Here is a 23,200-nt window from a genome sequence, read left to right as displayed (position 1 = left end):
CTCTTGGCCCCAACCCCCCTCGGCCACCTCTCTTGGGCTCGGCTGTTGCCCGTTCAATCCGTCTCGAAATTGCTGCGAGGAACGACGAGATGGTACTCGAGACGATCCCCGCTGATTTCAAGTTTCGCCGTGCCGTTCAACGACGCAGGCACGACGCGCTCGAGCGCGACGCTGCCAAAGCGCTTCTCGCTGGGCTGATTGTCATTGGCTCCGATGGCCTCGGCCCATGTCAGCGACAGCGCGGTCTCGCCAGCGGCAGCGGCCGTCAGATCGGCCGTCACCTCGACGAAGCCGTCGGCTCGCGACAGAGCGCCGTAGCTGACAGAATTGACGGCAAGCTCGTGCATGGCCAAGCCGATATGCAGGGCCGCATTGGGATTGAGGTATGGGTTTGCACCGCGAAAACGCAGGCTGCGCACAGGGTCGGCGCCATAGCGGCCGACCTGGCCGGACACCAGTTCGCGCAGTGCCGCTCCCCGCCAGTTGGACGAGGTCACCAGGTCCTGGGATGAGGCAAGCGACTGCAGCCGGCCGCGAAAGCGCGTCAGGAAATCACTGAGCGTGTCCGAATAACGGCTGGTCTGGGTGGCGATGCTCTGGATGATCGCCAAAAGGTTCTTCGAACGGTGGCTGACCTCGCGCAGCAGCGTCTTCAGGGTTTGCTCGCGACGTTTCTGCTCGGTCGTTTCGACCATGGTGGTGACGACGCCCTGCACGGCACCGCCGTCGTCATGATCCGCGTCCACCCATATTTGGAACCAGCGGACGCCATCGTCGGCCGGAATGCTGAACTCAAGATGTTCCGGATTGCCGGATGCGACGACCTTGCGTTTGGCCGCGCCGATGCGCTCCTCCTGCGCAAGCGGCAGGATGCCGATGCCGTCGCCCGTGTCGGAACCCCCCGTGTCGGAAACCCCCGTGCCGGAAATCCCCGTGTCGGCAATCCAGGGCGGGCGCATGTTGCGGGCCCAGACGGTTTTCATCTCGCGATCCTGATAGAGAACCGAAATACCGGCATTGTGCAGTGCATGGAGAAGGGCCCGGCCAACCTGCATTCCACTCTCAGCGGACTGCAAAGCGATGATCTCATCGCTCCGTCCGCTGTCTTTCATGTCTCCGGCTCTGGATTGCATCGGTCACTTCACCCGCCCAATGCAGGCTGAACGGCTGACGGAAAATTGGGTTCCAAAAAGAGTCCGCCGAGCGACGTCCTGCTAAGGACACCGCCCGGCGGTAGCTGGAAACCGCTTGAGGGGTGCGGCTCCCAGTGTTCGATCGCAATTCACGACGCGCGTTTGAACAAGCCCGCAATAAGCGAAATGATCAGGAAAGCGAGAAAGATGAAAAACAAGATCTGCGCTATACCAGCCGAGGTGCCGGCAATGCCGCCGAAGCCAAGAGCGCCTGCAATGATCGCGACGACGAGAAATACGAGGGCCCAGTAAAGCATGGTCATCTCCTTCAAATAGTATGCCAAAAACGTCTTTCGCTGCCGTTTGTTCCAGCATTTCCCGAAAAAGACGAGCCCCGGAAAGCTTTCCCGCTCGAATTGGATCGTCATGTGCAGGTGAGTTGCAAGTGGCGTGTGCCGGCCGCAAGCGGCCAGCGTTATTCATCTGTGGAAAACGGGCGATCGGAGGAACTGTGGAAAGGGCCGCTCAGGGCCGGGCTGCCCGGTCCTATGCAGCGGCTTTCGCGTGCCGATCGAAGAACAGCGCCTGGCTGATCAGGGCCTTGACCATCTCCGGATTGAACGGCTTGGTGACGAGGAAGGCCGGCTCCGGCCGCTCGCCGGTCAGCAGGCGCTCGGGAAAAGCGGTGATGAAGATCACCGGCACCGGGGTGGTCGACAGGATCTCGTTGACCGCTTCGATGCCCGAGCTGCCGTCGGCAAGCTGGATGTCGGCCAGCACCATCTTCGGCCGCGTCTTGGCGAACATCGCCACCGCCTCGGCATGGGTACGCGCCGTTCCGACAACGCGATGCCCCAGGCTCTCGACCATTTGCTCGATGTCCATGGCGATCAGCGGCTCGTCCTCGATGATCAGCACATCGGTTGCCACCTGGCGGGAAATCTCGTTGCTGGCCTCGGCAAGAAGCTCGGAGAACTCCTGATCGTCGACGTCGAGGATCTCCGCCGCCTCGTCTTCGCTGAAACCTTCGACGGCGACCAGCAGGAAGGCCTGGCGGGGGCGGGGTGAGATCGCGTTCAGATTGGCGGCGGCGCGCTGTTCCCACGCCGACTGCGGGTGTTCCTGCGGAACGCGGATGGCGACCGAGGTGAATAGCCTGGCGAAGACCTTGTAGAGCGCGATGCGGTCATTCGACGCGTTTGGAAAGATGTCGACGTCGGCGATGATGGCCTCGAGCATCGCGGCGACCAGCGCGTCACCACTCTCCTGCGATCCGGAGACGGCCCGCGAAAAGCGGCGCAGGAACGGCAGGTGTGGAGCGATGGTTGCGGATAGGCTCATGATAGACGTCTCCCTCTGACGTAATTGCATAGATTGCAGGCCAAGCTAATGACAAGCCCCGAGAATAAACCCTGAAAGCATAAACGCCGGCTTTCCGAAAAAGTTCCGAGGGGTTGGAACTAATGTAAGCGGAAGGCGTTTGAGATCGGGACGGGCAACCAGACGAGGGGGCCGCCTGCTTTGCGTCGTGTATTGAAGGGCGGCAGGGTACTGGGAACAAAGGGCGAAATGACGACATGAGGAAAGACAACACGGCTGGCGCTGCAACGAACAGGCGCCGGGCTGCTTCCGGCGACCCGCTCGGGCCAAACTCGGAAATCGGCCGCAAACTCAAACAATATTACGACGAGCTGGTCTCCGACAGCGTGCCGGATCGTTTCGCCCAATTGCTCAGCCAGTTGGAACAGGCCCAACCTGCACGGAAAAAGGACTGAGGCATGGCGGGCGTCTCCCAGAGCTTCAAGACGGATCTGCTCGCCTCGATTCCGAGCCTGCGGGCCTTTGCCGTGTCGTTGACGCAAAACGCCGACAAGGCCGACGATCTGGTCCAGGAAACGCTGGTGAAGGCGTGGGACAAGCATGAGAGCTTCGAGCCGGGCACCAATCTCAAGGCATGGCTGTTTACCATCCTGCGCAACGAATTCTATTCGCAGATGCGCAAGCGCGGCCGCGAGGTGCAGGATAGCGACGGCATCATGACCGCCAGACTGGCCGTCCATCCGGCCCAGCACGGCCAGCTCGACCTCAAGGACTTTCGGAGCGCGCTCGAGCAATTGCCAGAGGACCAGCGCGAAGCCATCATCCTCATCGGCGCGTCGGGCTTTTCCTACGAGGAAGCCGCCGAAATTTGCGGCTGTGCGGTCGGAACGATCAAGAGCCGCGTCAGCCGCGCCCGCACGCGGCTGCAGGAAATCCTGAAGATTTCCGGCGACGACGAGTTTGGCCCGGATGCGATCTCGGCTCAGGTGACGGGGTCGAACGCCGCCTGAATACGCAGCACCGGTAATGTGGGACCCTGTACTTAATGTCGGGCCCGGTAATCGGGCTCCGGTCTGCGGACATCAAACAACAGGTCCGCGCCCGCACGCCGACGCCACCGCCTCCACGAGATCGTCTCCCGAATAGGGCTTGGTGACCAACCTGACATCCGGAAACGCCACCCTGATTTCGTCCATGTCGGAATAGCCCGAGGCGAAGACGAAAGGCACGCCCGATTCGCGCAGCCGCGAAGCGAAATCGAGTGTCGAAGTGCCGCCCAGCATGAGGTCGACGATGGCCGCGTCGAATTGCGAGGCAATGCTCTGCCGATCGATCTCAGCCAGATCGCGGGCGACGACAACATCGCCGGCGCCATAGTCGCGGCAAAGCTGCTCGACATCCATGGCGATCAGGAATTCATCCTCCAGAACAAGAATCCGCAATCCGTCCAGCAATGGGGGCACGTGGCGATGTCTCCGTGGGGCGCAGGGAACAGGGAGCGCAAGGGCTAGAGGAGTCATGATCCCTATTTGGCTTCCTGTCATTTAAAGTTATTTCGCATCCTGTCATTTAAAAAAGACATGCCGCCGCAGATGGCGGAACCTCGACGCCTGCAGGACGTTTGCTATCGCCCTCCGGAAGAGGGCTTCGAAGAGGATTGAAATGTCTGGCCAGAACGGCCGTTCCTTGTCCGCCCGCCGGTATTCATGCGAGAACTGCCCGCTGCGGCCGTTGCCGGCGTTCCGGGCGTTCGAGAAGCAGGAACTCGTCTTCGTCAATGGCTTCAAGAAGGGCGAACTGGCCGTCGAGAAGGGCGACACGGTTCTGGTTGAGGGAAGCCGCAGTGCCCATCTGTATACAGTGCTGTCGGGTTGGGCCTTCCGCTACAAATTGCTGTCGGATGGCCGCCGGCAGATTCTGAATTATTCCATGCCAGGCGACCTCATCGGTCTGCAAGGCAGTCTGATGGGCGAAATGCAGCACTCCGTGGAAGCTCTGTCGCCGATGCTGCTCTGCCTCTTCGAGCGGGAGGCCCTCCCCGAACTCTACCGCAGCCATCCGGGCCTCGCCTACGACATCACCTGGATCGCCGCGCGAGAGGAGCGCATGCTCGACGAGAACCTGCTCAGTATCGGCAGACGCACCGCGCTCGAGCGTGCTGCCTATCTCATCGCCTTCATCTCCACTCGCGCCAGGGTGGTCGGGCGGAACGGCAAGACGCCCGTGCAGATTCCGATCACCCAGCAGCACCTCGCCGATACGCTCGGCCTGTCGCTGGTCCACACCAACAAGACGATCCGCAAGCTGATCGATCGCAAGCTTATCTTCTGGCGCGACGGCGGCTGCGAGGTGGTCGACAACGAAAGGCTCAAGGACCTCGCCCGCTGGGAAGGGTTGAGCGAAGGTCGCCGACCGCTGATCTGAGCGGCTGCCGGAGACGTGCCGGGCTGGACTCGGCTGCGCAAAAACCCTTTCATGGCAGTTGTTCCGATTTCGGAACCTTGGGGTGGGTCGAACGTTTCGACCCGAGCAAATGCAAGGAGTCAAGCAATGGCGACTGCCGCAGGAAAGTCCCCGAACGAAAGCCGGCCGAATTCGGACCTTGAAGACGACATCAGGCAGCTGAAAGTCGACATTCAGAAACTCACCGAACAGCTGGCCGAGACCGGCCAACATGGTTACGGGACTGCCCGTCGCGTTGCTGCGGAAGGGGTCGAGCAATTGCGCGCCCAAGGCGAAGCAGCCTTTGAAAATATGCGCAGCAACGCCAAGGATCTCGAAGCGCAAGTGGTGGCGAGCGTGCGCGAAAAGCCGGTGACGTCGCTGGCAATCGCGGCAGGCGTCGGCTTTCTGTTTGCGCTTCTCGCGCGCCGCTAGTCTCAGCCCAGATGCGAATGCTGGCATCGTTGATCTCGGGCCTCGCCTCGGGTGAAGCCGTTGCCGCCGTGCGCCGCGCGCGCACGGCTGCGATCGTCTATGCGCTCGCAGCACTTGCAGCACTGTGCGGCCTCGGTTTCCTCGTCGGAGCGGCCTATGTCTGGGTGGCGGGTCGCTATGGGCCGATGGCAGCCTGCCTTGGTTTCGGGGTCGGCTTCCTGGTGATCGCAGGGCTCCTCCTGCTCATCCATCAGCTGTCGGCCGGCGCGCGCGCCCGACGCCGGGCGCGGAGGCGCAATGCCGATATGAAGGCGGTCGGCATGACGGCCGCGCTCGCCGTGCTGCCGGCGCTACTCAAGGGGAAAGGCGGCCTCGGCACCATCCTCGCCCCGGCTATTGCGCTCGCCGCCTACGCCATCTACCGCGAGAACACAAAGCCCGATGCCGACGATCCGGATGCCGGCGAGGCGAAATAGCTCGAAGCGTTTCTTCTTGTTCGGCCGAAAAACCGGGTTCCACTTTTCCCTGATGCGGACCTTTGGTTCGGGTCCATAGTCGAGCGGTCACTTCGGCAGATCCTCCAGCGGCATCGATATTTCAGCGAACACGCCTTCCGGCCGGAATTCGTGGGTCACTTCACTGGAGATGACCTTGGCCAGGCTGCGGCGGATCAGGATCGAGCCAAAGCCGTGGCGTTCGGGCGAGGCAACTTCAGGCCCGCCGCTTTCGCGCCAGGTCAGGACCAGGCGCCGGGCGCCTTTCCTAACCTGTGCCTTCCAGTCGAGATCGACCGTGCCCGACACCGCCGACAGCGCTCCGTGTTGCAGCGCGTTGCTGGCCAGTTCATGCAGGATCAGGCCAAGCCCGACTGCCTGGTCAGGCGAAAGCAGCAGATCGGCGCCTGAGATCGTCATGCGCGGCTGATCGGCGGTGTCGAACGGCTTGACCTCGATCTGCACGAGTTCGCGGATGCCAATGCCGCGCCACTCGCGGTCGGACAGCAGGCTGTGGGCGGCGCCCAGCGCCTGAAGCCTGGCGCTGAAGGCGTCGAGGAAATCCCTCGGCTGGCGGGCATGGCGAACTGTCTGCGTCGCCAGCGCCTGGACGGTGGCCAGCGTGTTCTTGACGCGATGGTTCAGCTCGCGCAGCAACAGCCGCTGCCGCTCATCGCCGAGCTTGCGTTCGGTGATGTCGTAGTTGACGCCGAAGATCAGCGTCGGCTTGCCGTCGCCGTCACGCTCGATGACCCGGCCGCGCGTAGCGAGCCAGCGCGGCGGGCTGAAGCCCTTGACGCGGTATTCGCCAAAATAATCGTCGCCGCCGCTCAGCACGTCGCGAAAGCGCGTCTCGGTCTGGTAGGCGTCACGCGGGTCGATGGCGGCGAGGATATCGCGTGCTCTCAGCCGGGTCGAGCGCGGCAGGTCGAACAGCTCGGACAATCGGGCATCGCATTCGATCATATCGCTATGGATATCCCATGCCCAGCTCGCGAGCGATGCGGCATCGAGCGCAATGCCGCGCCGCTTTTCCTCGCGCGCCAGTGCCGCAGCGGCGCTGGCGGCGTTGCGGGTGGCGTCCTTCAATGCGAACAGGCTGGCAGCGAGGCTGGCGAGCGCCGTCAATTGTTCGAGCTGGGCGGCGGACGGCGACCCGCGCGGCCTCCGGTCGAGCACGCAGAGCGTGCCGATCCGGGCACCGGCCACCACAATCGCCGCACCCGCATAGAAACGGAAATGATGCTCGCCAGTGACCAGCGGGCTGGCGTTGAAGCGTGAATCCATGGTCGCATCCGTCACCACCATCGGCTGGTCGCCGGCAGCAATGGTGTGGGCGCAGAAGGATGTATCGGTCGCGGCCTCGGTCTCGTCCAGGCCGACACAGGACGTGAACCACTGCCGCTCGACATCGACGACCGTCACCAGCGCGACAGGTGTTTGCATCACCGCGGCGGCGAGCCCACTGATAGTGTCGAAGTCAGGATCGGCCGCCGTGTCGATTGCATCGAGATCATGGAGCACGGCAAGCCGATCCTGCGCCGTTACCACGCTAAGGACATCGACCGGCAGATTCGGCTTTGTCACTACCCTGCTATCCACAAGTCCCCCAGATGCATCGGCTTGCAGCCATCCGCGCTGGGCCCAGTTGCCGGGCCCTGAAACCGGAACCTTCGCCCTGAGGAACCGTTACCCAACCACATTTTGCCAGCCGCGCCGCCAGCGCCAACCGACATGCCAGCGCCAAACGAAATGCCAGCGCCAACCGAAATGGAGGCCGATCATGCCCAAGATCGTTCCTGAAGACAAAGCCCGGCAGGGACGCTGGGGGTGGCACACCTTCCGTATCTTGATCGCTGCGCTGCTTTTGGCGTTTATCGCCTGGGGCATCGCCGAGATCTATGGCAACATGATAGACCGGACGCCGACAACCGAACAGGGCGAGCTTCCCAGGAATGAGCAGGGCGAGATTCCCAGAGGCTGAAGCCTTCCGATCGACTGTGCCGGGATGCATCACGCTGCCCTCGCCTGGACGGCGCGCGCCGGGACGAGAACGTTCAGCGCACCAGGATGAATTTCCATCGTCGTTTCGCGGTCAAGCCTGACCAGTTCGCCATCCATGACGGCGCGAAATTTCTTCGCAGCCGAGTGGAGTTTCAAAACAGCCCGGTCAGCCTGGTGGATCTCCACATGCTCGCTGTCGCGCCATTTGCCGCGCGCCATGTCGAAGAGGACCCTGACCAGTTCGCCACGCCGCCGCGCCACCGTGACATAGATGCCGAGCACGCCGCCGGCGGGATTGTCGGCATAGGGCAGATGACCCTCACCGAACAGATTGTTGGTGATGCCGATGCCGGTGGTGCGCGTCACGATCTCGGCCTCGCCGATGGTCAGCGTCACCTTCATCGCCGAAGGGTTGTTGATCGCCGCCCAGGCAGCCTTTGCCGAGGCCCGCATCTTTCCCAACCGCGAGCCATACTCCATGGCTTGGCGAAGCTGGACCATCCTAGCATGCATGCCGATCGAGAATTGATGCACGAATGGCTTGCCGTTGGCGGTTGCCATATCGACTGCAATAACCTCACTGTCGGCAAAGGATTTCACGGCCGCGTCAAGGGTTTGTGGAATGCCGAGCCCGCGCGCGAACAGGTTCATCGTGCCAGCCGGTAAAATGGCAAGCGCTTTCTTGCTGCCCATCAACCGAGCCGCCGCGGCCGAAATGGTGCCGTCGCCGCCACCGGCCAGCACAATGTCGACACCATGCCTGGAAGCGATGCGGTCCAGCGTTGCGACAATGTCCCTGCCGGCAACGATTTCGATATCGATGCGGTGGCCTGCTGCCTCCAATGTCTGGCGCATTCGGTCGGTGAAGGCGGAGAGATCAACCGTTCGCAGGGTGCCGCCCTCCTGGTTCAGCACCGCCGCAAATCGCATTCCCCCGCTCCGATTTTTCTTGGCTACCATTGGATAATCATCGGCCGTAACAGACCGAGCCATGGGCCGAAACGGGGCGGTTGAAAAAAAGTTCCGCAGCTCTAACGAAAATACAGGAGCCAATCTCACCCGGCCAAACGCATAATTGAGCGCGATTCGGGTGGTTTTTTCACAACGCTCGCCCTGGTGTCGGAACAACGGCGCGGTCACGACGTTGTGAATGTGTAACGCCGCGACCGATCTCCCCTGCTCGCGGCCAGAGATAACGCACGAGGAGGATTACGATGATCCGCACCCTTTTATCCACCACCGCACTGGCAGCGTTGATTGCGACCGGTGCGTATGCGCAGGAAGCCACCACACCGGCGCCCACCCAGGACCCGGCGGTCCAGGAGACCGCTCCGGCGGCTCCCGTTGCGCGGGCCGAGGGCAGCCTGATGACCAATATCATTGGTGAATCCGTCTATAACGGCACCGGCGACGATGCCGAGAATATCGGTGAGGTCAGTGATGTCGTCTTCGATGAAAACGGTCAGGCGAAATCCGTCGTCATCGGCGTCGGCGGCTTTCTTGGCGTCGGTGCCAAGAATGTCGCTTTCGACTACAACAAGCTGCAATGGGCCGAACGGAATGGCGACCGCTGGCTGATTGCCGAAACCACAAAAGATGAGTTGACGGCTCAGCCGGACTTCGATCGCAAGCCCTATGATCCGGCTCCTGCGGCCACCGACACCACGGCTACGGCTCCCGCTCCATCGACCTCGACGGATACAACGGCGCAGAATGCTCCGGCGGCTCCAGCCGATAGCGCCGCAGCTCCGGCCGAACCTGTGAAGAGTGCCGACGGCAACCTTGCCACGAATATCATCGGCGAAACCGTCTATAACGGCACTGGCGACGACGCTCAAAACATCGGCGACGTGAACGACATCGTTCTGGCCAAGGATGGCAAGGCCGAGTCGCTGATCATTGGCGTCGGCGGCTTCCTTGAGGTTGGCGAAAAGAATGTCGCCTATCAGTTCGACAAGGCCAAGTGGGCGGAGAGGGACGGCGACCGCTGGCTGGTCGCCGAGACCACGAAGGAAGACCTGGAGGCGCTGCCGGAGTTCGACCGCGAGCCCTATGATCCCGCCCCGGCGACAACCGCATCGACTGACGCGGCGACGCCGGCGCCAGTGACCACCACCCCTGCTGTCAATGCGGCTCCAGCCCCGGCGGAGAAGACTGCGGAAGCTCCGGCGGCAACGCCTGAACCCGCTGCTCCGGCTCCAATGGACAAGACAGCCGAGGCTCCGGCGACGACGCCAGACCCGGCTGCTCCGGCACCGGCGGACAAGACAGCCGAGGCTCCGGCTGCAGCAACGCCTGACCCGGCTGCTCCGGCACCGGCGGACAAGACAGCCGAGGCTCCGGCTGCAGCAACGCCTAACGCAACCCCCGACCAGACGAAGACCGCGGCGATCGACAAGTCGGCGCTGACCGAAATGCCGATCAACGAAATCCGCTCCGAGGATTTGGTTGGAACCACGGTCTATGGCGCCAACGATGTCAACGTCGGTGAGATTGGTGACGTCGTGCTGACCGGCGACAAGAAGGTCGACGCCGTCATCATCGACGTTGGCGGTTTCCTCGGCGTTGGCGAGAAGGAAGTGGCGATCGGCATGGACAACCTTAAATTCATGACCGACAAGGATGGCAATCGCTATCTCTACACGAACTTCACCAAGGAGCAGCTCGAGGCGCAGGCCTCCTATGACAAGGCCACATATGCGCAAAACCGCGACACCCAGCGCATGATGATGCGTTAGCTTGCGCCAACGATGAAAGAGGCCCGCGCCCGCCACCGCGCGGGGCGGTTTATGTTGGGGAAGGTGGGCGGCCGCGGGGAGTTGGGGCAGCGCCCGCGGCGGGTGGTGGTGTTGGGCCCCCCCCGCCCCCCGCCCCCCCCCCCCCCCCCCCCCCCCCCCCCCCCCCCCCCCCCCCCCGCGCGGCGGCCCCCCCCCCCCCCCCCCCCCCCCCCACACACCCCCCCCCCCCCCCCCCCCGGGGGGGGGCCTTTTCATGATGGGAAAGGTGGCAGGCCTCGGTCAGTTCGGCAAGCGCCAGCGACTGATCGAGATGTTCGGCCCGCCAGGCAAGCAGCCTTTCGGCCAGCTCCAGCCGGACCGGCAGATAGGCCGGATCGGCAGCGACATTGCTCAGTTCGTCCTGATCCTTCTCCAGGTCGAACAGCAGCGGCGGCAGGCCGCCGGCGAAATGTACATATTTGAATTGTTTCGTGCGGATGACCGCCAGATTGCACTGGCGCGGACCGATGCCGAAATAGCGCTCGGCATCAGCGTCGGCAACCGAGCGGAAATCGAACTCCCAATGCGCGGCCTCGCGCCAATTGTCCGGCTCCCCGGCATCCAGGAACGGCTTCAGCGATTGTCCGTCGAGATGCGGCGGGAATACCTCGCCAAGCAGATCGAGCAATGTCGGCGCTATGTCGACTGCTTCGGTGAAGCGGTCCACGCTGGCGCCGGCCGCCTTGCGGCGACGCGGGTCGCGGATGATCAGCGGAATATGAAAACTACCGTCGAAGAAGCCGCCCTTGCCCAGCATGAAATGGTCGCCCATCATCTCGGCATGGTCAGAGGTCAGCACGATGATGGTGTCGTCCCAGGCATCCGCCGCCTTGACCACCTGCCAGATGCGGCCAAGCTGCGCGTCGACTTCCGAGATCATGCCGTAATAAAGCGCGCGGATGCGGCGAAAATTGTCGTCGCCCCAGTCGCGCACCTTGCCCTCTGCGCCGGGGCGGAAATTTGCCCGCTGCTGCTGCCCAAGTTCATAGGCAAGGTAGGGGTGGCTCTGCGCCTCGGCCTGCCAGTTCGCGGCGCGGCGGAAGGTTGTTCCGTCGGCTGGATGATACATCTTGTTGTAAGGCTCCGGCACGATGAAGGGCGGATGCGGGCTGAGGAAGGAAAGATGCGCAAACCACGGTGTACCGCGCTCCTGTTCGCCGAGCCAGCGGACGAATTCGCCGGTCAGGAAGGCGGCTGGGGTCTCGTCCTTCGAGTAGACGGGCGGTGAGGTGGTCACGGCGCCGTCCGTCGTGGCAGCAACGATTTCGTCCGCTGGGCGATGGATATCGGGAAAACCGGCGCTGCCGCGCGCCTTGAGCCATGACAGCCACGGTTTCTGGTGCTCCGGCAGGAGTTGGCGCACGGTGAAGCCGGGCAGCACGCCTTCATAGCTTTTCAGCCGCGGGTCGCCTGGCGTCAGCGTGCGCGGATCGGGCGACACGTCGGTATAGCCGAACAGCGTCGGATCATAGCCGAGACTGCGTGCCGAGAGTGCGATGTTGCCATGGCGAGCGTCGAGCGGCGTGCCGTTGCGGCAGACGCGGTTGTTCATCTGGTAAAGGCCGGTGTAGAGGCAGGCGCGTGCCGGCGAGCAGGGCGCCGCCCCGCCAAAATGCTGTCGAAACAGCACACCCTCGGCGGCGAGCGCATCGGCATTCGGCGTTCGCACCACCTTGTGGCCTGCCGCCGACAGGCAGTCGCCGCGCCACTGGTCGCAGGTGATCAGGAGAACATTCGGGCGTCTGTCTTTTCTGACCAATGCTGGTGTCCTTCATTGAAAACCTGTCGCGAATACCTGCCGATCACGGGAGCCGAATTTTTGTTGCGACACAAGCCTCAGGTGTTCGCAAAATGGTGAACAAAAGTCGCTTTATTGTTCACTTATAGAGCACAGTCTATTCTGTGTTTGCGGCCTTTGCCGCCGGCTGACGGCTCCTCATATTGGCGTGGACCGCGGCATGGGCCGCACAGGACAAGGAAGGAGCAGGAAGATGCTCAACCAGATCAGGGGTCTGCATCACGTCACCTCGATGGCCAGGGATGCGCGCCAGAACAACGAGTTCTTCACAAAAAAGCTCGGCCTGCGCCGGGTCAAGAAAACCGTCAATTTCGACGCGCCGGATGTCTACCATCTCTACTATGCCGACGAGCTCGGCACGCCCGGTTCGGTGATGACCTATTTTCCGTTCCCCAACATCGGCAAGGGCCGCCACGGCGTTGGCGAGGTCGGCACCACGGTCTATTCGGTGCCCGAAGGCACGCTTGCCTATTGGGAAAAGCGTTTTGCCGATGAGGGCGTCGCCGGGCTGTCGCGCGAAGAGAGCTTCGGCGACAAGCGCCTTGGCTTCGCCGGTCCCGATGGCGACGGGTTTGCGCTGGTCGAGAACAAGGCCGACACCCGTGCGCCATGGGCGAAGGGCGATGTTCCGTCCGACGAGGCGATCCGCGGCTTTCACTCGGTGTCGCTCAGGCTGAAGGACGGCGGCGCCACGGAAGAGCTGCTGAATTTCATGGGCTATGAGGAAGTCGACACGTCCGGCACTGTAAAAAGGCTGGCGCTGAAGGACGGCAACGGCGCCAACATCGTCGATATCGAATTGCTGCCGGGCGCCGCTTTTGCCGATCTCGGCGCCGGCTCGGTCCACCACGTCGCCTTCGCTGTCGAGAACCGCGCCAAGCAGCTCGAAGTGCGCAAGGCGCTGATGGACACCGGCTACCAGGTGACGCCGGTGATCGACCGCGATTATTTCTGGGCGATCTATTTCCGCACGCCGGGCGGCGTGCTGTTCGAAGTCGCCACCAACGAGCCGGGCTTCGATCGCGACGAGGACGCCGCCCATCTCGGCGAGGCGCTGAAGCTGCCGTCGCAGCACCAGCATCTGAGGCCCTATCTCGAGCAACATCTGCAAAAGCTGGAAGACTAAAAGCGCATCGCGTTTGACCAGGTTGGGCGACGCGCTTTTAGTTTGGTTTTGTGCATGTCGTCATCGCAAAACCGCTGCGCACTTTTGCGCGACATGCATTAAGGACAAGGCCATGAGCAAGGACGCTTACACCTATAGGACACTGCCGGGTTCGCCTGATGGATCGCTGCTCTTCGTCTTCCACGGCACCGGGGCCGACGAGAACCAGCTTCTGTCGCTCGGGCGTGATCTCGCGCCGCAGGCGACTATCGTTTCGCCGCGCGGCGATGTCTCGGAAGACGGTGCTGCGCGCTTCTTTCGCCGAACCGGCGAGGGCGTCTACGACATGGACGACCTGGCGCGGGCGACGGACAAGATGATTGGCTTCGTCAAGGCGCATATCGGGGCGCATGTCGAGGCGTCAAAGCCCGCGTCGGTGCTTGGCCTCGGCTATTCCAACGGCGCCAACATCCTGGCCTCGGTGGTGTTCGCGGCGCCCTCTCTGTTCGACGCGGCGGTGCTGATGCATCCGCTGATCCCATTCGAGCCGGAAATCGAGGGAAGTCTCGCCGGCCGCCGCATCCTGGTCACAGCAGGCAGGCGCGATCCGATCTGTCCGCCCAACCTGACGTCGCGGCTAGAAGCCCATTTGCGCGCCGATGGCGCCGATGTCACAGTGGAGTGGCACGACGGCGGCCATGAGGTGCAGTCGAACGAGATCGAGGCGGCGCGGCGGTTCCTGTCCGCTACGCCGGCAGAAGCAGCGTAAGCAATGCCTGACCAATTGCCGGAGGTCGAACTGGAGGATCGCGGTTCCAAGGGCCGTTATCTCCTGCGCAGGCCTGACGGCGCCGAGGCGGAGATGACTTTTACCAAGGTCGGCGAGCACCAGATCATCATCGACCACACCGAAGTGCCGGATGCGTTTCGCGGCCAGGGCGCGGGACTTAGGCTCGTTACCCGCGCTGTCGAGGACGCGCGCGCGGCGGGCAAGAAGATCATTCCGCTCTGCCCGTTCGCCAACGCCCAGTTCCGGCGTCACCAGGAATGGGCCGACGTGCTGAAGCAATAGCGCCGGTCCTGGCGCCAGTGGCTCCCCCTTCTCCCCTTGTGGGAGAAGGTGGCCGAGCGAAGCTCGGTCGGATGAGGGGTGCTCCAGCTTGGCACCGACAGCACTCCGTCCAACACCCCTCAACCGTCTCGGCGCTGCGCGCCGATCCACCTTCTCCCACAAGGGGAGAAGGCAAGAACGCGCCCAAAGCCCTTCGCCTTCAATTCGGCGTCCCCTACCCGATCGTTCGAGCGCTCGTCTTGCCTAGTGGGTATTGCCTTGCCTAAGTAGGATATTGCCCGCCCGACCAATCGAACCGAAATGATCCCTTGATGACCGAAACCGATCTTGTTCCCGTCTTCGACGGCCACAACGACACGCTGCTCAGGCTCTATCAGTCGAAAGACGCGGATGTCGAAAAGCTGTTCATCGGGGGAACATCGGGTGGCCACATCGACCTGCCGCGTGCGAAACAGGGCGGCTTTGCCGGCGGCATGTTCGCAATCTTTCCGCCGCCGGTCGAGAAATCCAAGCGCAGTGCGGTTCCTCCCGCGCCAAGCGATATCGAGCCCTTGCCGCCCGAAATTCCGCGCGCCGACGCGCTTGCTTCCACCATCGCCATGGCCTCGATCCTGTTCAGGCTGGAACGAGCGTCGGCGCTCACCGTCTGCCGCAGCGCCGGCGATGTGCGAAACGCGATGGCGCAAGGGTCGATCGCAGCGGTGTTCCATATCGAAGGCGTCGAGGCGATCGACCCCGAACTGACCATGCTCGACGTGCTGCATGCGGCCGGCTTGCGCTCGCTCGGCATCGTCTGGAGCCGCCCGAACGCTTTCGGCCATGGCGTGCCGTTCCGTTTCCCGTCGACGCCCGACACCGGACCTGGCCTGACCGATGCCGGCAAGGCGCTGGTCAAGGCCTGCAACCAGCTCGGCATCATGGTCGATCTTTCGCACCTCAACGAGAAGGGGTTTCGCGACGTCGCCGAGATCAGCGACGCACCACTGGTCGCGACCCATTCCAATGTCCATGCGATCTGCGGCCATTCGCGTAACCTCACCGAATGGCAGCTCGGCGCGATCCGCGACTCGGGCGGCATGGTCGGGCTGAATTTCGCGACCGGGTTTTTGCGCGAAGACGGCAGGATGAATGCCGATACCAGTCTCGACGTCATGGTGCGCCATGTCGATTCACTGCTGCAGGCTTTGGGCGAAGACGGCGTCGGGCTCGGGTCCGACTTCGACGGCGCCATGATCCCGGCTGTGGTCGGCGACGTCACCGGCCTGCCGAAGCTGCTCGACGCGTTCGCCGCGCGCGGCTTCGGTCGCGCGCTGATCGAGAAGATCGCCTACCGCAACTGGATAAGCATGCTGGAAAAGACCATTGGCTAAAGCGGGTCGCCCGGCGGAGCAGCCAGCAACCTGCAATTCGATCGAGCGGGGTTTGATGATCTCGACAGGACCGTTGTCTCCGAAGCTCAAGCCGCGGATGATTGCGGACTTCGAGACCTTCAGGGCCGGCTCTTGAAGCGCCAGACCGTACGAACCGATGTCGCGATCGTCGGCGCCGGCTTTACCGGCCTGTCAGCCGCGCATGAATTGAGCAAGGCCGGCATCGATCTTGCGCTGCTCGAGGCGCGCGGCCGCGTCGGCGGGCGGGTCGAGTCCCAGTGGAACGGGCTTGGCGAGCGGATCGACAGCGGCGGTCAGTTCCTGTGCGAGGACATGCCGGAACTGATGGCCCTGGTGCGAACGCGCGGCAAGACGTTGGTCGAGACCTATGCTAAGGGCGAGTTCGTTGCCCAGCCGCTGACCGGCGCAAAGCAAGTCGAGCGAATCTACCACGCCTCGATGTCGATCCGCGACCGCATGAACGCGATCGCACCGGGCGATCCGGCTATCGCCGGCTTGACCGTCGCCGCATGGCTCGATCGCCAGAACGATCCCGGCGAGGCCAAGGCGGCTTTCCGCTCGATGATCGAGGGCCTGTGGTGCCAAGCGCTTGAAAAACTGCCGCTTTGGCACCTCATCGACAATGACCGCCGTATCACCAACGAGGTGTCGGAGCTGCAGTATTTCGTCCACGAAACCATGCAGTCCCTGGCGGATGATCTGGCTGGCGATCTCGGCAACCGCCTGCGATTGAACACACCGGTCAGAACGATCGAGCGCAGACCGGGACGCGTTCGTCTCGCGTCGACGACGGGCTCGATCACGGCTCGAATAGCGCTGATCGCCATGCCGCCGATGATGGCTTCGAAGCTGGACTTCGCGCCGCCGCTGCCGGCTGCCTTGCAAAAGGCTCTCGGCGTCTGGCAGAGCGGCGCGGTGATCAAAGTACAAATGCGCTATGCCACCGCGTTTTGGCGCGCCAAGGGCCTGAGCGGCATGGTGATGTGGCGCGATCCGCCCGCACTTTTTGCCTGTGACGCCAGCAAGGACGACGGCCACCCCGCGTTGGTCGTCTTTGTCGGCGGGCCGCTTGCCCTCCGCTGGCGGGAACTTGGAGATGCCGCGTTGCGCACCGAGGTTACGGCGCGGCTGCAGCAGGCGCTCGGCACGGATGCAGGCAAGTTCACCGATTTCAGCTGTCGCGACTGGACCGATGATCGCTGCAGCGGCGGCGGCTACGCCGATCTCATCATCGATACAAGCGCCACCGAGGCCGAACAAACTATCCTGGCCGGCGAGCCGCCGGTGTATTTTGCATCTTCGGAATTGTCGCCGTCGTTTCCGGGCTATGTCGAAGGCGCAATCGTGGCTGGGCGCATTGCGGCACAGAAAATCCTCAGGGAATTTAATCTGCAGTAATCACCAGCGCCCCATGGTGCAGGCGAGGGCGTCTCAAAGTGGCGACCGGACGTCGCCGGGCCGGAGCGGCGGCGCGATTTGATCCCGCGCCCCTGCGATGACCGGATGTGCCCGCCGAAATCCCGTTTCAAAGCTGTTACACGGTCAGTTTGCGTGCGTCGTTCGTCCGTTACAAGGTGCGACTAAGTTCGTTTCAACAAAAAAAGAAGATCGACGAAGGGAAGCGCGATGTATACGAAAATCCGGACTGCCTGCAATGACCGCCGTCTGCAAGCGCTGAAGGGCAAGGATCGGCGGCCGAAGCTGGCGCTGCGCCAGCGCGCCAACGACCATCCGATGGCGCTGTTCGTGGTGCTGGGCGCCGCCGCGTTCGCCGGCATGGCGTTCGCGCCGACTGTTGGTCCCGCCTTTGCTTCACTGAACCCGCCGGCAAACATCGTCAAGGGCGCCCCGACCACGACCAAGACCGCGCGGCTGCCGATGCCGGAGATCGATTTTGTCTGCAAGGGGCAGGCCTGGGGCGCCGAGAGTGCGGAGTGCCTGCGCGTCATTGCTGAGCAATCCGGCATTCACAAGGCCCGCGCGGTTCGCGTGATCGCCAATGCCGCGCCGCTGACCGATACGCCGAACGTTTTTTGATGCCCGAGCGACCCTCCAGCGCTCCAGGCAGGCTCCCGCCGCATCCTCGGCCGGGAGTCTTTTTTCTCTGGAAAGCCCCTTTGTTGAGCATCGGATTTTTTCAAAAACCGATTTCCACCAGTCCGAAGTCCTAGCTGCCCAATGCGGCCTGCTCGGCGATGGCCGACAGCACCCCGCGCACGTCCAGCGTGCTGAACGGCTTTTCCAGGATCTGCGGCCGCTGCGGCGCCGGCAATGCCTCGATTTCGGCTTTCGCGCCGATCAGGTCGCCGGTGACCAGAACGAAGCGCCGCGCCAGATCAGGCTTTTCGGCGAGCAGTTCGCGATAGATCGATATGCCGCTGGTGCCGGGCATGCGCAGATCGGAAAAGACGATGTCCGGCGGCATATGGCCCGACAAGGTCGCGGCAGCTGACGCCCAGGCCGGCACGATCCGCGACTTGATGCCCATCAACTCCAGAATGTCGGACAGCGAGGCGGCGACATCCGGCTCGTCGTCGATGATCAGGGCGTGGCGCAATCCGCTCGAGCGCGACGGGCTTTCGCCGGCGGCGGCCGCGCCGCCGGCGATCGCCGGCAACTGGACAACGAAACGGGCGCCTCTCGGCAGAACTTCCTCGAACCAGACATTGCCATTGTGCCGTTCGATGATCGATTTCGAAATCGACAGGCCGATGCCGGTGCCGACGCCGACCGGCTTGGTGGTGAAATACGATTCGAAGATGCGAGAGCGTATCGCTTCCGGCACGCCCGGCCCGTTGTCCTCGACCGAGAAACAGGGATTGCCGCAATCGCTGCGAAACGTGCGAACCTTGATCAGCCTGTCGCCGCCGATGCCGGCCAGAGCGTGCTGGCTGTTGATGAGGAAGTTGGCGGCAACTTGCGTCACATGGTCGGCGTCGGCCATGGCCAGCAGCGGGCCGCTGGCGAAATCGGTATCGATAATGATGCCGGTCGACCTGGCGCCGTAGGCGGTCACCTCGAGTGCCGCGCGGACCACCTGGTTGAGGTCGGTCTCGGCCTGCGACGCCGGATGCAGGCGGACCATCGAGAGGAAGCTCTTGACGATGCGGCCGCAGCGCTCTGCGGCGGCGCGCACCTTTTCGGCGCGCACCTTGGTCTGCGGGTCTGAAGCGAACTCGTGTAACAAAGTCGATTGGGCGACGACCACGGCAAGCGGGTTGTTGAGCTCGTGTGACACGCCGGCAAGCAGCGAGCCCATCGCCGCCATCTTCTCGTTCTGGTGCAGCTTTTCGCGCTGGCGGCCGATCTCCTCCTCGGCACGCAATTTGTCGCGGAGGTCGCGGATCGAGCCGAAGATCAGGCGGCGGTCGGCGACCCGCATCTCGGTTGCCGTCAATTCGATCGGAAAGACCTCGCCGGCAGCATTCTGGGTGACGGTCTCGATCCGCTGCCCGACCATCGGCGCGCCGCGGCCCGACATGTATTCGGCGCCCGACACATAGCCCTTGCGATAATAGTCCGGAACGACGGTGTCGAGCAGGTCCTTGCCGAGGATGTCGCTGCGCTGGTAGCCGAACATCTTTTCGGCGGCCGGATTGAACTCGATGATCGAACCGGTCTCGTCGATGACGATGATCGCGTCGAGCGAGGCCTGCAGCATGGTGCGGCGGATGACTTCGCTGGCGTGGGCATCGGAAAGCGATCGTTCGATGGCGTCGCCGATGGCCAGCGCCACGATGTGCAGCGTCGCCACTTCCTCGTCGGTCCATTCGCGCTCGTTCACGCAGTCGTTGACCGCCAGCGTGCCCCACAGATGGCCATGCGCAAAGACCGACACCGACAGGAACGACTTGATGTGCTGCTTTTCGAAGTCGGTTCTCAGAAAGCCTTCGAGGTCGCGCGTGTGTCCCGCGAAGATCTTGCCTTGCCGCTCGTCCTCCGCCAACCGTTCCAGCAGTGGGTCCGAATTGATAACCGACTGCATGATCACCGTCGGCGATGCCAGCTCGCCACCATATCGGGGGTCGATCCAGTAGGCCGCCACCGATTGGGCAAAGCCTTGGCCGGGCAGTTCGCGCAGCCGAAACAGGATGCCGCGCTGGCAATCCATGGCCCCGCACAGCGTTTCAAGGATGCTGCCCATCTCGCGCTGCCAGTCGCCAGCTTCGTGAAGCCGGCGAACGATGTGAACAGCGGCCATCGCCGCGCCCTGCCTGACGCCGTGCCTATCGCTGCGTGCTTCAGCCGTCATAATCAGCCGTCATTTCACAGTCGTGCCACCGAGAGTGGTTGGTCGCGCCGCTCAGTTGCCTTCGCCGGTCGGCAGCGAGAAGATATAGCCTTCGCCGCGGACTGTGCGCAGGAATTTCGGATTGGCCGGGTCCGCCTCGATCTTCTTCCTCAGCCTCATGATGCGGATATCGACTGCACGTGAGGATTCAGGATCTTCCGCGAAGCCGATCGCCTCGGAGATCGCCGCACGCGTCAGCAAGCGGTTGGCACGCGTCAGGAAGACCTCCAGCACGTCGAACTCGCTCTTGGCCAGGTCGATGACCGTCCCATTGGTGCCGGTGACGAACCGACCGTCGAGATCGGCATGGAAAGGTCCGAAGCTCATGGAACGGCGGTTGGCAGTTGTTTCGGCCTTGGCGGCCTGCGGCTCGGCCGGCTGCGGCACGCGGCGCAGCACGCTGCGGACCCGCGCCAGCACCTCGCGCAATTCGTAGGGCTTGACGATGTAGTCGTCGGCGCCGAGTTCCAGCCCGACGATGCGGTCGAGCGCGGTGCCGGCGGCAGTGGCATAGATGATGCCGATCGGCGTTTTCGAGCGCATCCAGCGGCCAAGCGACAGGCCGTCCTCGCCCGGCATGGCGATGTCGAGGATGGCCAGGTGAAACGACTGCGTTTCCAGCAAGGTTCGCGCAGCGCCGGCACTCTCGGCCGTAGCGACATCGTAGCCGCTGGCGTCGAGATACTCGGCAACCGCGTCCCTCAGATCCGGCTCGTCCTCGACGACGACAATTCGTGCCCGCACGATGCTCTCGCTCCCACTTTCAGCGGAAAGTAGATTGGGTATAAACATCATGTCCAGCACTCATCTTGGGTTGCCGGTTGCAGGGTAGAAAAAAATGACTGCACGATCCATCATCGCGCTTGTTTCCGTCGCCGAAGTGGTCGCAACCGATCTGGCCGACCATCTCGAACGGCGCGGTCATGACGTTCGCGCAGTGCGGCAGCCGTGGGAGGCCGAATCCTTGCTTTCCGGAAACGGCATCGATGTCGTTGTCGTCGGCGACAGCCTCAGCCAGGCGGAAGGGCGTGATCTGCTCAAGCGCCATGGCGGCGAGGGCGGGCCGGATTTCATCCTGATCTGCCGGCCGGCCGATCTCGTCGACAAGGTGCTGGCGCTCGAGCTCGGCGCCGCCGACGTCGTCGAGAGCCCGCTCAACGTCAGGGAACTCGCCGCCCGTATCGGCGGCTTGCTGGCACGGCGCGGCCGGAACGCCGGGGAATTGGTCGTGCTGGAGAACGCGACGGTCGACCTCCGGTCGGCCATGGTCATGCATCGCTCCGGCACGGAAGAACAGTTGTCGCCGGGTCAGGTGGCGCTGCTCAGATTGTTCCTGGCCAGTCCGCGCAAGGTCTTGACGCGCGACGATATCATTGCCGCCGCGCCCGCCGAAAATGCCGATGCCTTCGATCGCTCGATCGATTCGCGCATCGTGCGACTGCGCCGCAAGCTCGACACCGAAACCATCACCACCATACGGGGTGCGGGCTACCGGTTCGATCCGCCGACGCAGTTCGCCGACTGAGGCCGCGGCCCTCAACGTACTGTCCACAGGCCCAGGCGCTCAGCGCACCACGAGAAGCGACGGACCTGACGGCATTTCGCTGGCCGCGACGAATTCGCTGGCATGGGCACGATCCCTGAGAAGCACGGTGGCGAGGCCGGCAAAGCCGAGCAGGCCCTGTGCGTAGAGCAGTGCGGAAAGTACCGAAGCTGCAAATTTCGTGTTCATCGTTTTCGTCCCCCAAATTTGGTTTCAGGTTCGCTTCAGGGAAAACCCCGAAGTGCCCGCGCCGCCATCGGAGCCCCCCGTTGCGGCGCGGGCCTTCGGTCCTCTCGGCTGCAAGTTGCCGGAGGTGCCGCGCATCTTCTTCAGCCCAAAACCGACCCGCCAGAGGGCCTTGAGCCGGTTATGCGCAGGCTGGAGACGATCCAGACCGTGGCGAAAACAGTGCGGCATGCAAATCAACACTGCGGCTATGCTTATCCTGAACAGCCAGGAGATCGCGTTAGACTGCATGTTCATCTTCGTTTGTGCCGGCTGTTTGCGTTGGGTCAACTCTGCGGGCGGCCTGTATCCAGATCATGCCGCTCGAGTCCGCGCTTTGTTGCCGATTGGTTTCGAGCCAAGTCAAATTTCTTTCATGTGAGGCAAGATCGCACTTTCCCCAGAGACGACAGAGTACCTTTTCGCGGGTCCGAGCTCGACCAGGCAAACCGTCCTGTCCTTGGTTTCACCCCCGCAAATGCCTCGGATGGGCCTCCGGCCGTTAACCAGAGGAAACAGTTTCGAAACAGAAACGTCGGCCGTGCGAAATCAATTCGAAACGTGACCCAACGACAAGCCCAGCCATCGAATTGGAGCCGGGCCATACCCGGCAGACAGGGGGATATCATGTACACTGCCATTTCCGCCAAGCTCATCAACATCGCCGCCGCCGTCACCGCGGGCACGGTTCTTCTGTTCGGCGCCGGCAACGGCGTTGCCGATGCTGCCAATCGGGCCGCCAATCGGGCGGCCAATCAGATCGTGGCGCGGATTTCGCTTTCGCAGCAGACGATGGAAGTCCTCGTCGACGGCCGGCCGACCTTCGCGTGGAAAGTCTCGACCGGCGGTAGGGGGCATCTCACCCCGACCGGGTCGTTCAAGCCGACCCGCATGCACCAGATGTGGTATTCGAGGAAATATGACAACGCGCCGATGCCGCATTCGGTCTTCTTCAAGGGTGGCTACGCCGTGCATGCGACCAATTTCGTCAGGCGCCTCGGCCAGCCGGCTTCGCATGGCTGCGTGCGGCTGCATCCGGACAACGCCGCCGACTTCTACCAGCTTGTCGAGATGTTCGGTCCGACCAACACCAGGATCGTCATCGTCAAATAGATAAAGAAGGCGATTCGGACATCACTGCCCAAGAAAAAAGGCCGGAAGTTTCCGGCC

General features: G+C 63.1%; 25 protein-coding genes. 15 read left to right on the top strand and 10 right to left on the bottom strand.

The genetic code is table 11. The features are described from left to right. Positions 1 to 53: 53 nt before the first annotated feature. The 3 genes from AC0L3O_RS30730 to AC0L3O_RS30720 all read right to left on the bottom strand — a co-directional run bounded on the left by AC0L3O_RS30730 (position 54) and on the right by AC0L3O_RS30720 (position 2,474). Entirely contained in the window at positions 54 to 1,133 is a 1,080-nt protein-coding gene (locus AC0L3O_RS30730; protein WP_023797106.1) for a sensor histidine kinase, read from the bottom strand. A gap of 149 nt (positions 1,134 to 1,282) precedes the next feature. Then, a complete protein-coding gene (locus AC0L3O_RS30725; RefSeq protein WP_023797107.1) occupies positions 1,283 to 1,450 on the bottom strand; it encodes a DUF1328 domain-containing protein in 168 nt (55 codons plus the stop codon). 229 nt (positions 1,451 to 1,679) lie between these two features. Then, positions 1,680 to 2,474, bottom strand: coding sequence for a response regulator (locus tag AC0L3O_RS30720; RefSeq protein ID WP_023797108.1), 795 nt, complete (start codon positions 2,472 to 2,474; stop codon positions 1,680 to 1,682). A 236-nt stretch (positions 2,475 to 2,710) separates the two neighbouring features. Between AC0L3O_RS30720 and AC0L3O_RS30715 the strand changes: the two genes are divergently transcribed. Continuing rightward, positions 2,711 to 2,908, top strand: a complete 198-nt coding sequence (locus tag AC0L3O_RS30715) for a NepR family anti-sigma factor (protein ID WP_027153467.1) — start codon at positions 2,711 to 2,713, stop codon at positions 2,906 to 2,908. 3 nt (positions 2,909 to 2,911) lie between these two features. Then, positions 2,912 to 3,463: an RNA polymerase sigma factor gene (locus AC0L3O_RS30710; RefSeq protein WP_128168780.1), complete on the top strand. Its 552-nt coding sequence runs from the start codon at positions 2,912 to 2,914 to the stop codon at positions 3,461 to 3,463. A gap of 72 nt (positions 3,464 to 3,535) precedes the next feature. On the opposite strand, the gene AC0L3O_RS30705 is transcribed toward AC0L3O_RS30710, so the two are convergent. Continuing rightward, entirely contained in the window at positions 3,536 to 3,856 is a 321-nt protein-coding gene (locus AC0L3O_RS30705; protein ID WP_473536236.1) for a response regulator, read from the bottom strand. 259 nt (positions 3,857 to 4,115) lie between these two features. On the opposite strand from AC0L3O_RS30705, the gene AC0L3O_RS30700 reads away from it, so the two are divergent. The 3 genes from AC0L3O_RS30700 to AC0L3O_RS30690 all read left to right on the top strand — a co-directional run bounded on the left by AC0L3O_RS30700 (position 4,116) and on the right by AC0L3O_RS30690 (position 5,806). Next, entirely contained in the window at positions 4,116 to 4,877 is a 762-nt protein-coding gene (locus AC0L3O_RS30700) for a Crp/Fnr family transcriptional regulator (protein ID WP_287377641.1), read from the top strand. A gap of 126 nt (positions 4,878 to 5,003) precedes the next feature. Further along, the gene (locus AC0L3O_RS30695) at positions 5,004 to 5,330 is read left to right on the top strand and encodes an ElaB/YgaM/YqjD family protein (RefSeq protein ID WP_023797113.1); all 327 of its coding nucleotides are present in this window, start codon (positions 5,004 to 5,006) and stop codon (positions 5,328 to 5,330) included. A gap of 11 nt (positions 5,331 to 5,341) precedes the next feature. Continuing rightward, on the top strand, positions 5,342 to 5,806 hold the full coding sequence (locus tag AC0L3O_RS30690) for a hypothetical protein (RefSeq protein WP_128168777.1): 465 nt from the start codon (positions 5,342 to 5,344) through the stop codon (positions 5,804 to 5,806). An 87-nt stretch (positions 5,807 to 5,893) separates the two neighbouring features. Here AC0L3O_RS30690 and AC0L3O_RS30685 read toward each other — a convergent pair whose 3' ends face one another. Beyond that, complete coding sequence (locus tag AC0L3O_RS30685; RefSeq protein ID WP_287229610.1) at positions 5,894 to 7,411, bottom strand: sensor histidine kinase; 1,518 nt, start codon at positions 7,409 to 7,411, stop codon at positions 5,894 to 5,896. 196 nt (positions 7,412 to 7,607) lie between these two features. Here AC0L3O_RS30685 and AC0L3O_RS30680 point away from each other — a divergent pair, with 196 nt between their 5' ends. After that, positions 7,608 to 7,808 carry a hypothetical protein gene (locus AC0L3O_RS30680; protein WP_023797117.1) on the top strand — a complete coding sequence of 67 codons (201 nt, stop codon included), beginning with the start codon at positions 7,608 to 7,610 and terminating at the stop codon, positions 7,806 to 7,808. Positions 7,809 to 7,837: 29 nt separating this feature from the next. On the opposite strand, the gene AC0L3O_RS30675 is transcribed toward AC0L3O_RS30680, so the two are convergent. Next, positions 7,838 to 8,758, bottom strand: a complete 921-nt coding sequence (locus tag AC0L3O_RS30675; RefSeq protein WP_473617475.1) for a diacylglycerol/lipid kinase family protein — start codon at positions 8,756 to 8,758, stop codon at positions 7,838 to 7,840. A gap of 284 nt (positions 8,759 to 9,042) precedes the next feature. On the opposite strand from AC0L3O_RS30675, the gene AC0L3O_RS30670 reads away from it, so the two are divergent. Beyond that, complete coding sequence (locus AC0L3O_RS30670) at positions 9,043 to 10,566, top strand: PRC-barrel domain-containing protein (protein ID WP_473617473.1); 1,524 nt, start codon at positions 9,043 to 9,045, stop codon at positions 10,564 to 10,566. Between the two features lie 49 nt (positions 10,567 to 10,615). Here the strand turns inward: AC0L3O_RS30670 and AC0L3O_RS30665 are convergent, their stop codons facing one another. Continuing rightward, positions 10,616 to 12,364, bottom strand: coding sequence for an alkaline phosphatase family protein (locus tag AC0L3O_RS30665; RefSeq protein WP_473617472.1), 1,749 nt, complete (start codon positions 12,362 to 12,364; stop codon positions 10,616 to 10,618). Between the two features lie 232 nt (positions 12,365 to 12,596). Between AC0L3O_RS30665 and AC0L3O_RS30660 the strand changes: the two genes are divergently transcribed. The 6 genes from AC0L3O_RS30660 to AC0L3O_RS30635 all read left to right on the top strand — a co-directional run bounded on the left by AC0L3O_RS30660 (position 12,597) and on the right by AC0L3O_RS30635 (position 18,008). Then, entirely contained in the window at positions 12,597 to 13,529 is a 933-nt protein-coding gene (locus AC0L3O_RS30660; RefSeq protein ID WP_473536170.1) for a VOC family protein, read from the top strand. Between the two features lie 112 nt (positions 13,530 to 13,641). Next, positions 13,642 to 14,277 carry an alpha/beta hydrolase gene (locus tag AC0L3O_RS30655; RefSeq protein ID WP_473617470.1) on the top strand — a complete coding sequence of 212 codons (636 nt, stop codon included), beginning with the start codon at positions 13,642 to 13,644 and terminating at the stop codon, positions 14,275 to 14,277. A gap of 3 nt (positions 14,278 to 14,280) precedes the next feature. Next, a complete protein-coding gene (locus AC0L3O_RS30650) occupies positions 14,281 to 14,580 on the top strand; it encodes a GNAT family N-acetyltransferase (protein WP_473617469.1) in 300 nt (99 codons plus the stop codon). Positions 14,581 to 14,891: 311 nt separating this feature from the next. Beyond that, a complete protein-coding gene (locus AC0L3O_RS30645; protein WP_473617468.1) occupies positions 14,892 to 15,950 on the top strand; it encodes a dipeptidase in 1,059 nt (352 codons plus the stop codon). A 132-nt stretch (positions 15,951 to 16,082) separates the two neighbouring features. Continuing rightward, complete coding sequence (locus AC0L3O_RS30640) at positions 16,083 to 17,369, top strand: flavin monoamine oxidase family protein (protein WP_473536171.1); 1,287 nt, start codon at positions 16,083 to 16,085, stop codon at positions 17,367 to 17,369. 228 nt (positions 17,370 to 17,597) lie between these two features. After that, entirely contained in the window at positions 17,598 to 18,008 is a 411-nt protein-coding gene (locus AC0L3O_RS30635) for a hypothetical protein (RefSeq protein ID WP_023797126.1), read from the top strand. Positions 18,009 to 18,138: 130 nt separating this feature from the next. Here the strand turns inward: AC0L3O_RS30635 and AC0L3O_RS30630 are convergent, their stop codons facing one another. Further along, positions 18,139 to 20,223, bottom strand: coding sequence for a GAF domain-containing sensor histidine kinase (locus AC0L3O_RS30630; RefSeq protein ID WP_473617467.1), 2,085 nt, complete (start codon positions 20,221 to 20,223; stop codon positions 18,139 to 18,141). A gap of 51 nt (positions 20,224 to 20,274) precedes the next feature. Continuing rightward, positions 20,275 to 21,054 carry a response regulator gene (locus AC0L3O_RS30625; RefSeq protein WP_473536237.1) on the bottom strand — a complete coding sequence of 260 codons (780 nt, stop codon included), beginning with the start codon at positions 21,052 to 21,054 and terminating at the stop codon, positions 20,275 to 20,277. A 46-nt stretch (positions 21,055 to 21,100) separates the two neighbouring features. On the opposite strand from AC0L3O_RS30625, the gene AC0L3O_RS30620 reads away from it, so the two are divergent. Then, a complete protein-coding gene (locus AC0L3O_RS30620; protein WP_473536173.1) occupies positions 21,101 to 21,787 on the top strand; it encodes a winged helix-turn-helix domain-containing protein in 687 nt (228 codons plus the stop codon). A 39-nt stretch (positions 21,788 to 21,826) separates the two neighbouring features. Here AC0L3O_RS30620 and AC0L3O_RS30615 read toward each other — a convergent pair whose 3' ends face one another. Continuing rightward, a complete protein-coding gene (locus tag AC0L3O_RS30615) occupies positions 21,827 to 21,994 on the bottom strand; it encodes a hypothetical protein (RefSeq protein ID WP_023797130.1) in 168 nt (55 codons plus the stop codon). Positions 21,995 to 22,657: 663 nt separating this feature from the next. Here AC0L3O_RS30615 and AC0L3O_RS30610 point away from each other — a divergent pair. Further along, positions 22,658 to 23,143, top strand: a complete 486-nt coding sequence (locus AC0L3O_RS30610; protein ID WP_236369066.1) for a L,D-transpeptidase — start codon at positions 22,658 to 22,660, stop codon at positions 23,141 to 23,143. Positions 23,144 to 23,200: the final 57 nt, after the last annotated feature.

It is taken from the genome of Mesorhizobium sp. WSM4810, assembly GCF_055811235.1.
This window is presented reverse-complemented; position numbering and strand designations above follow the sequence as displayed.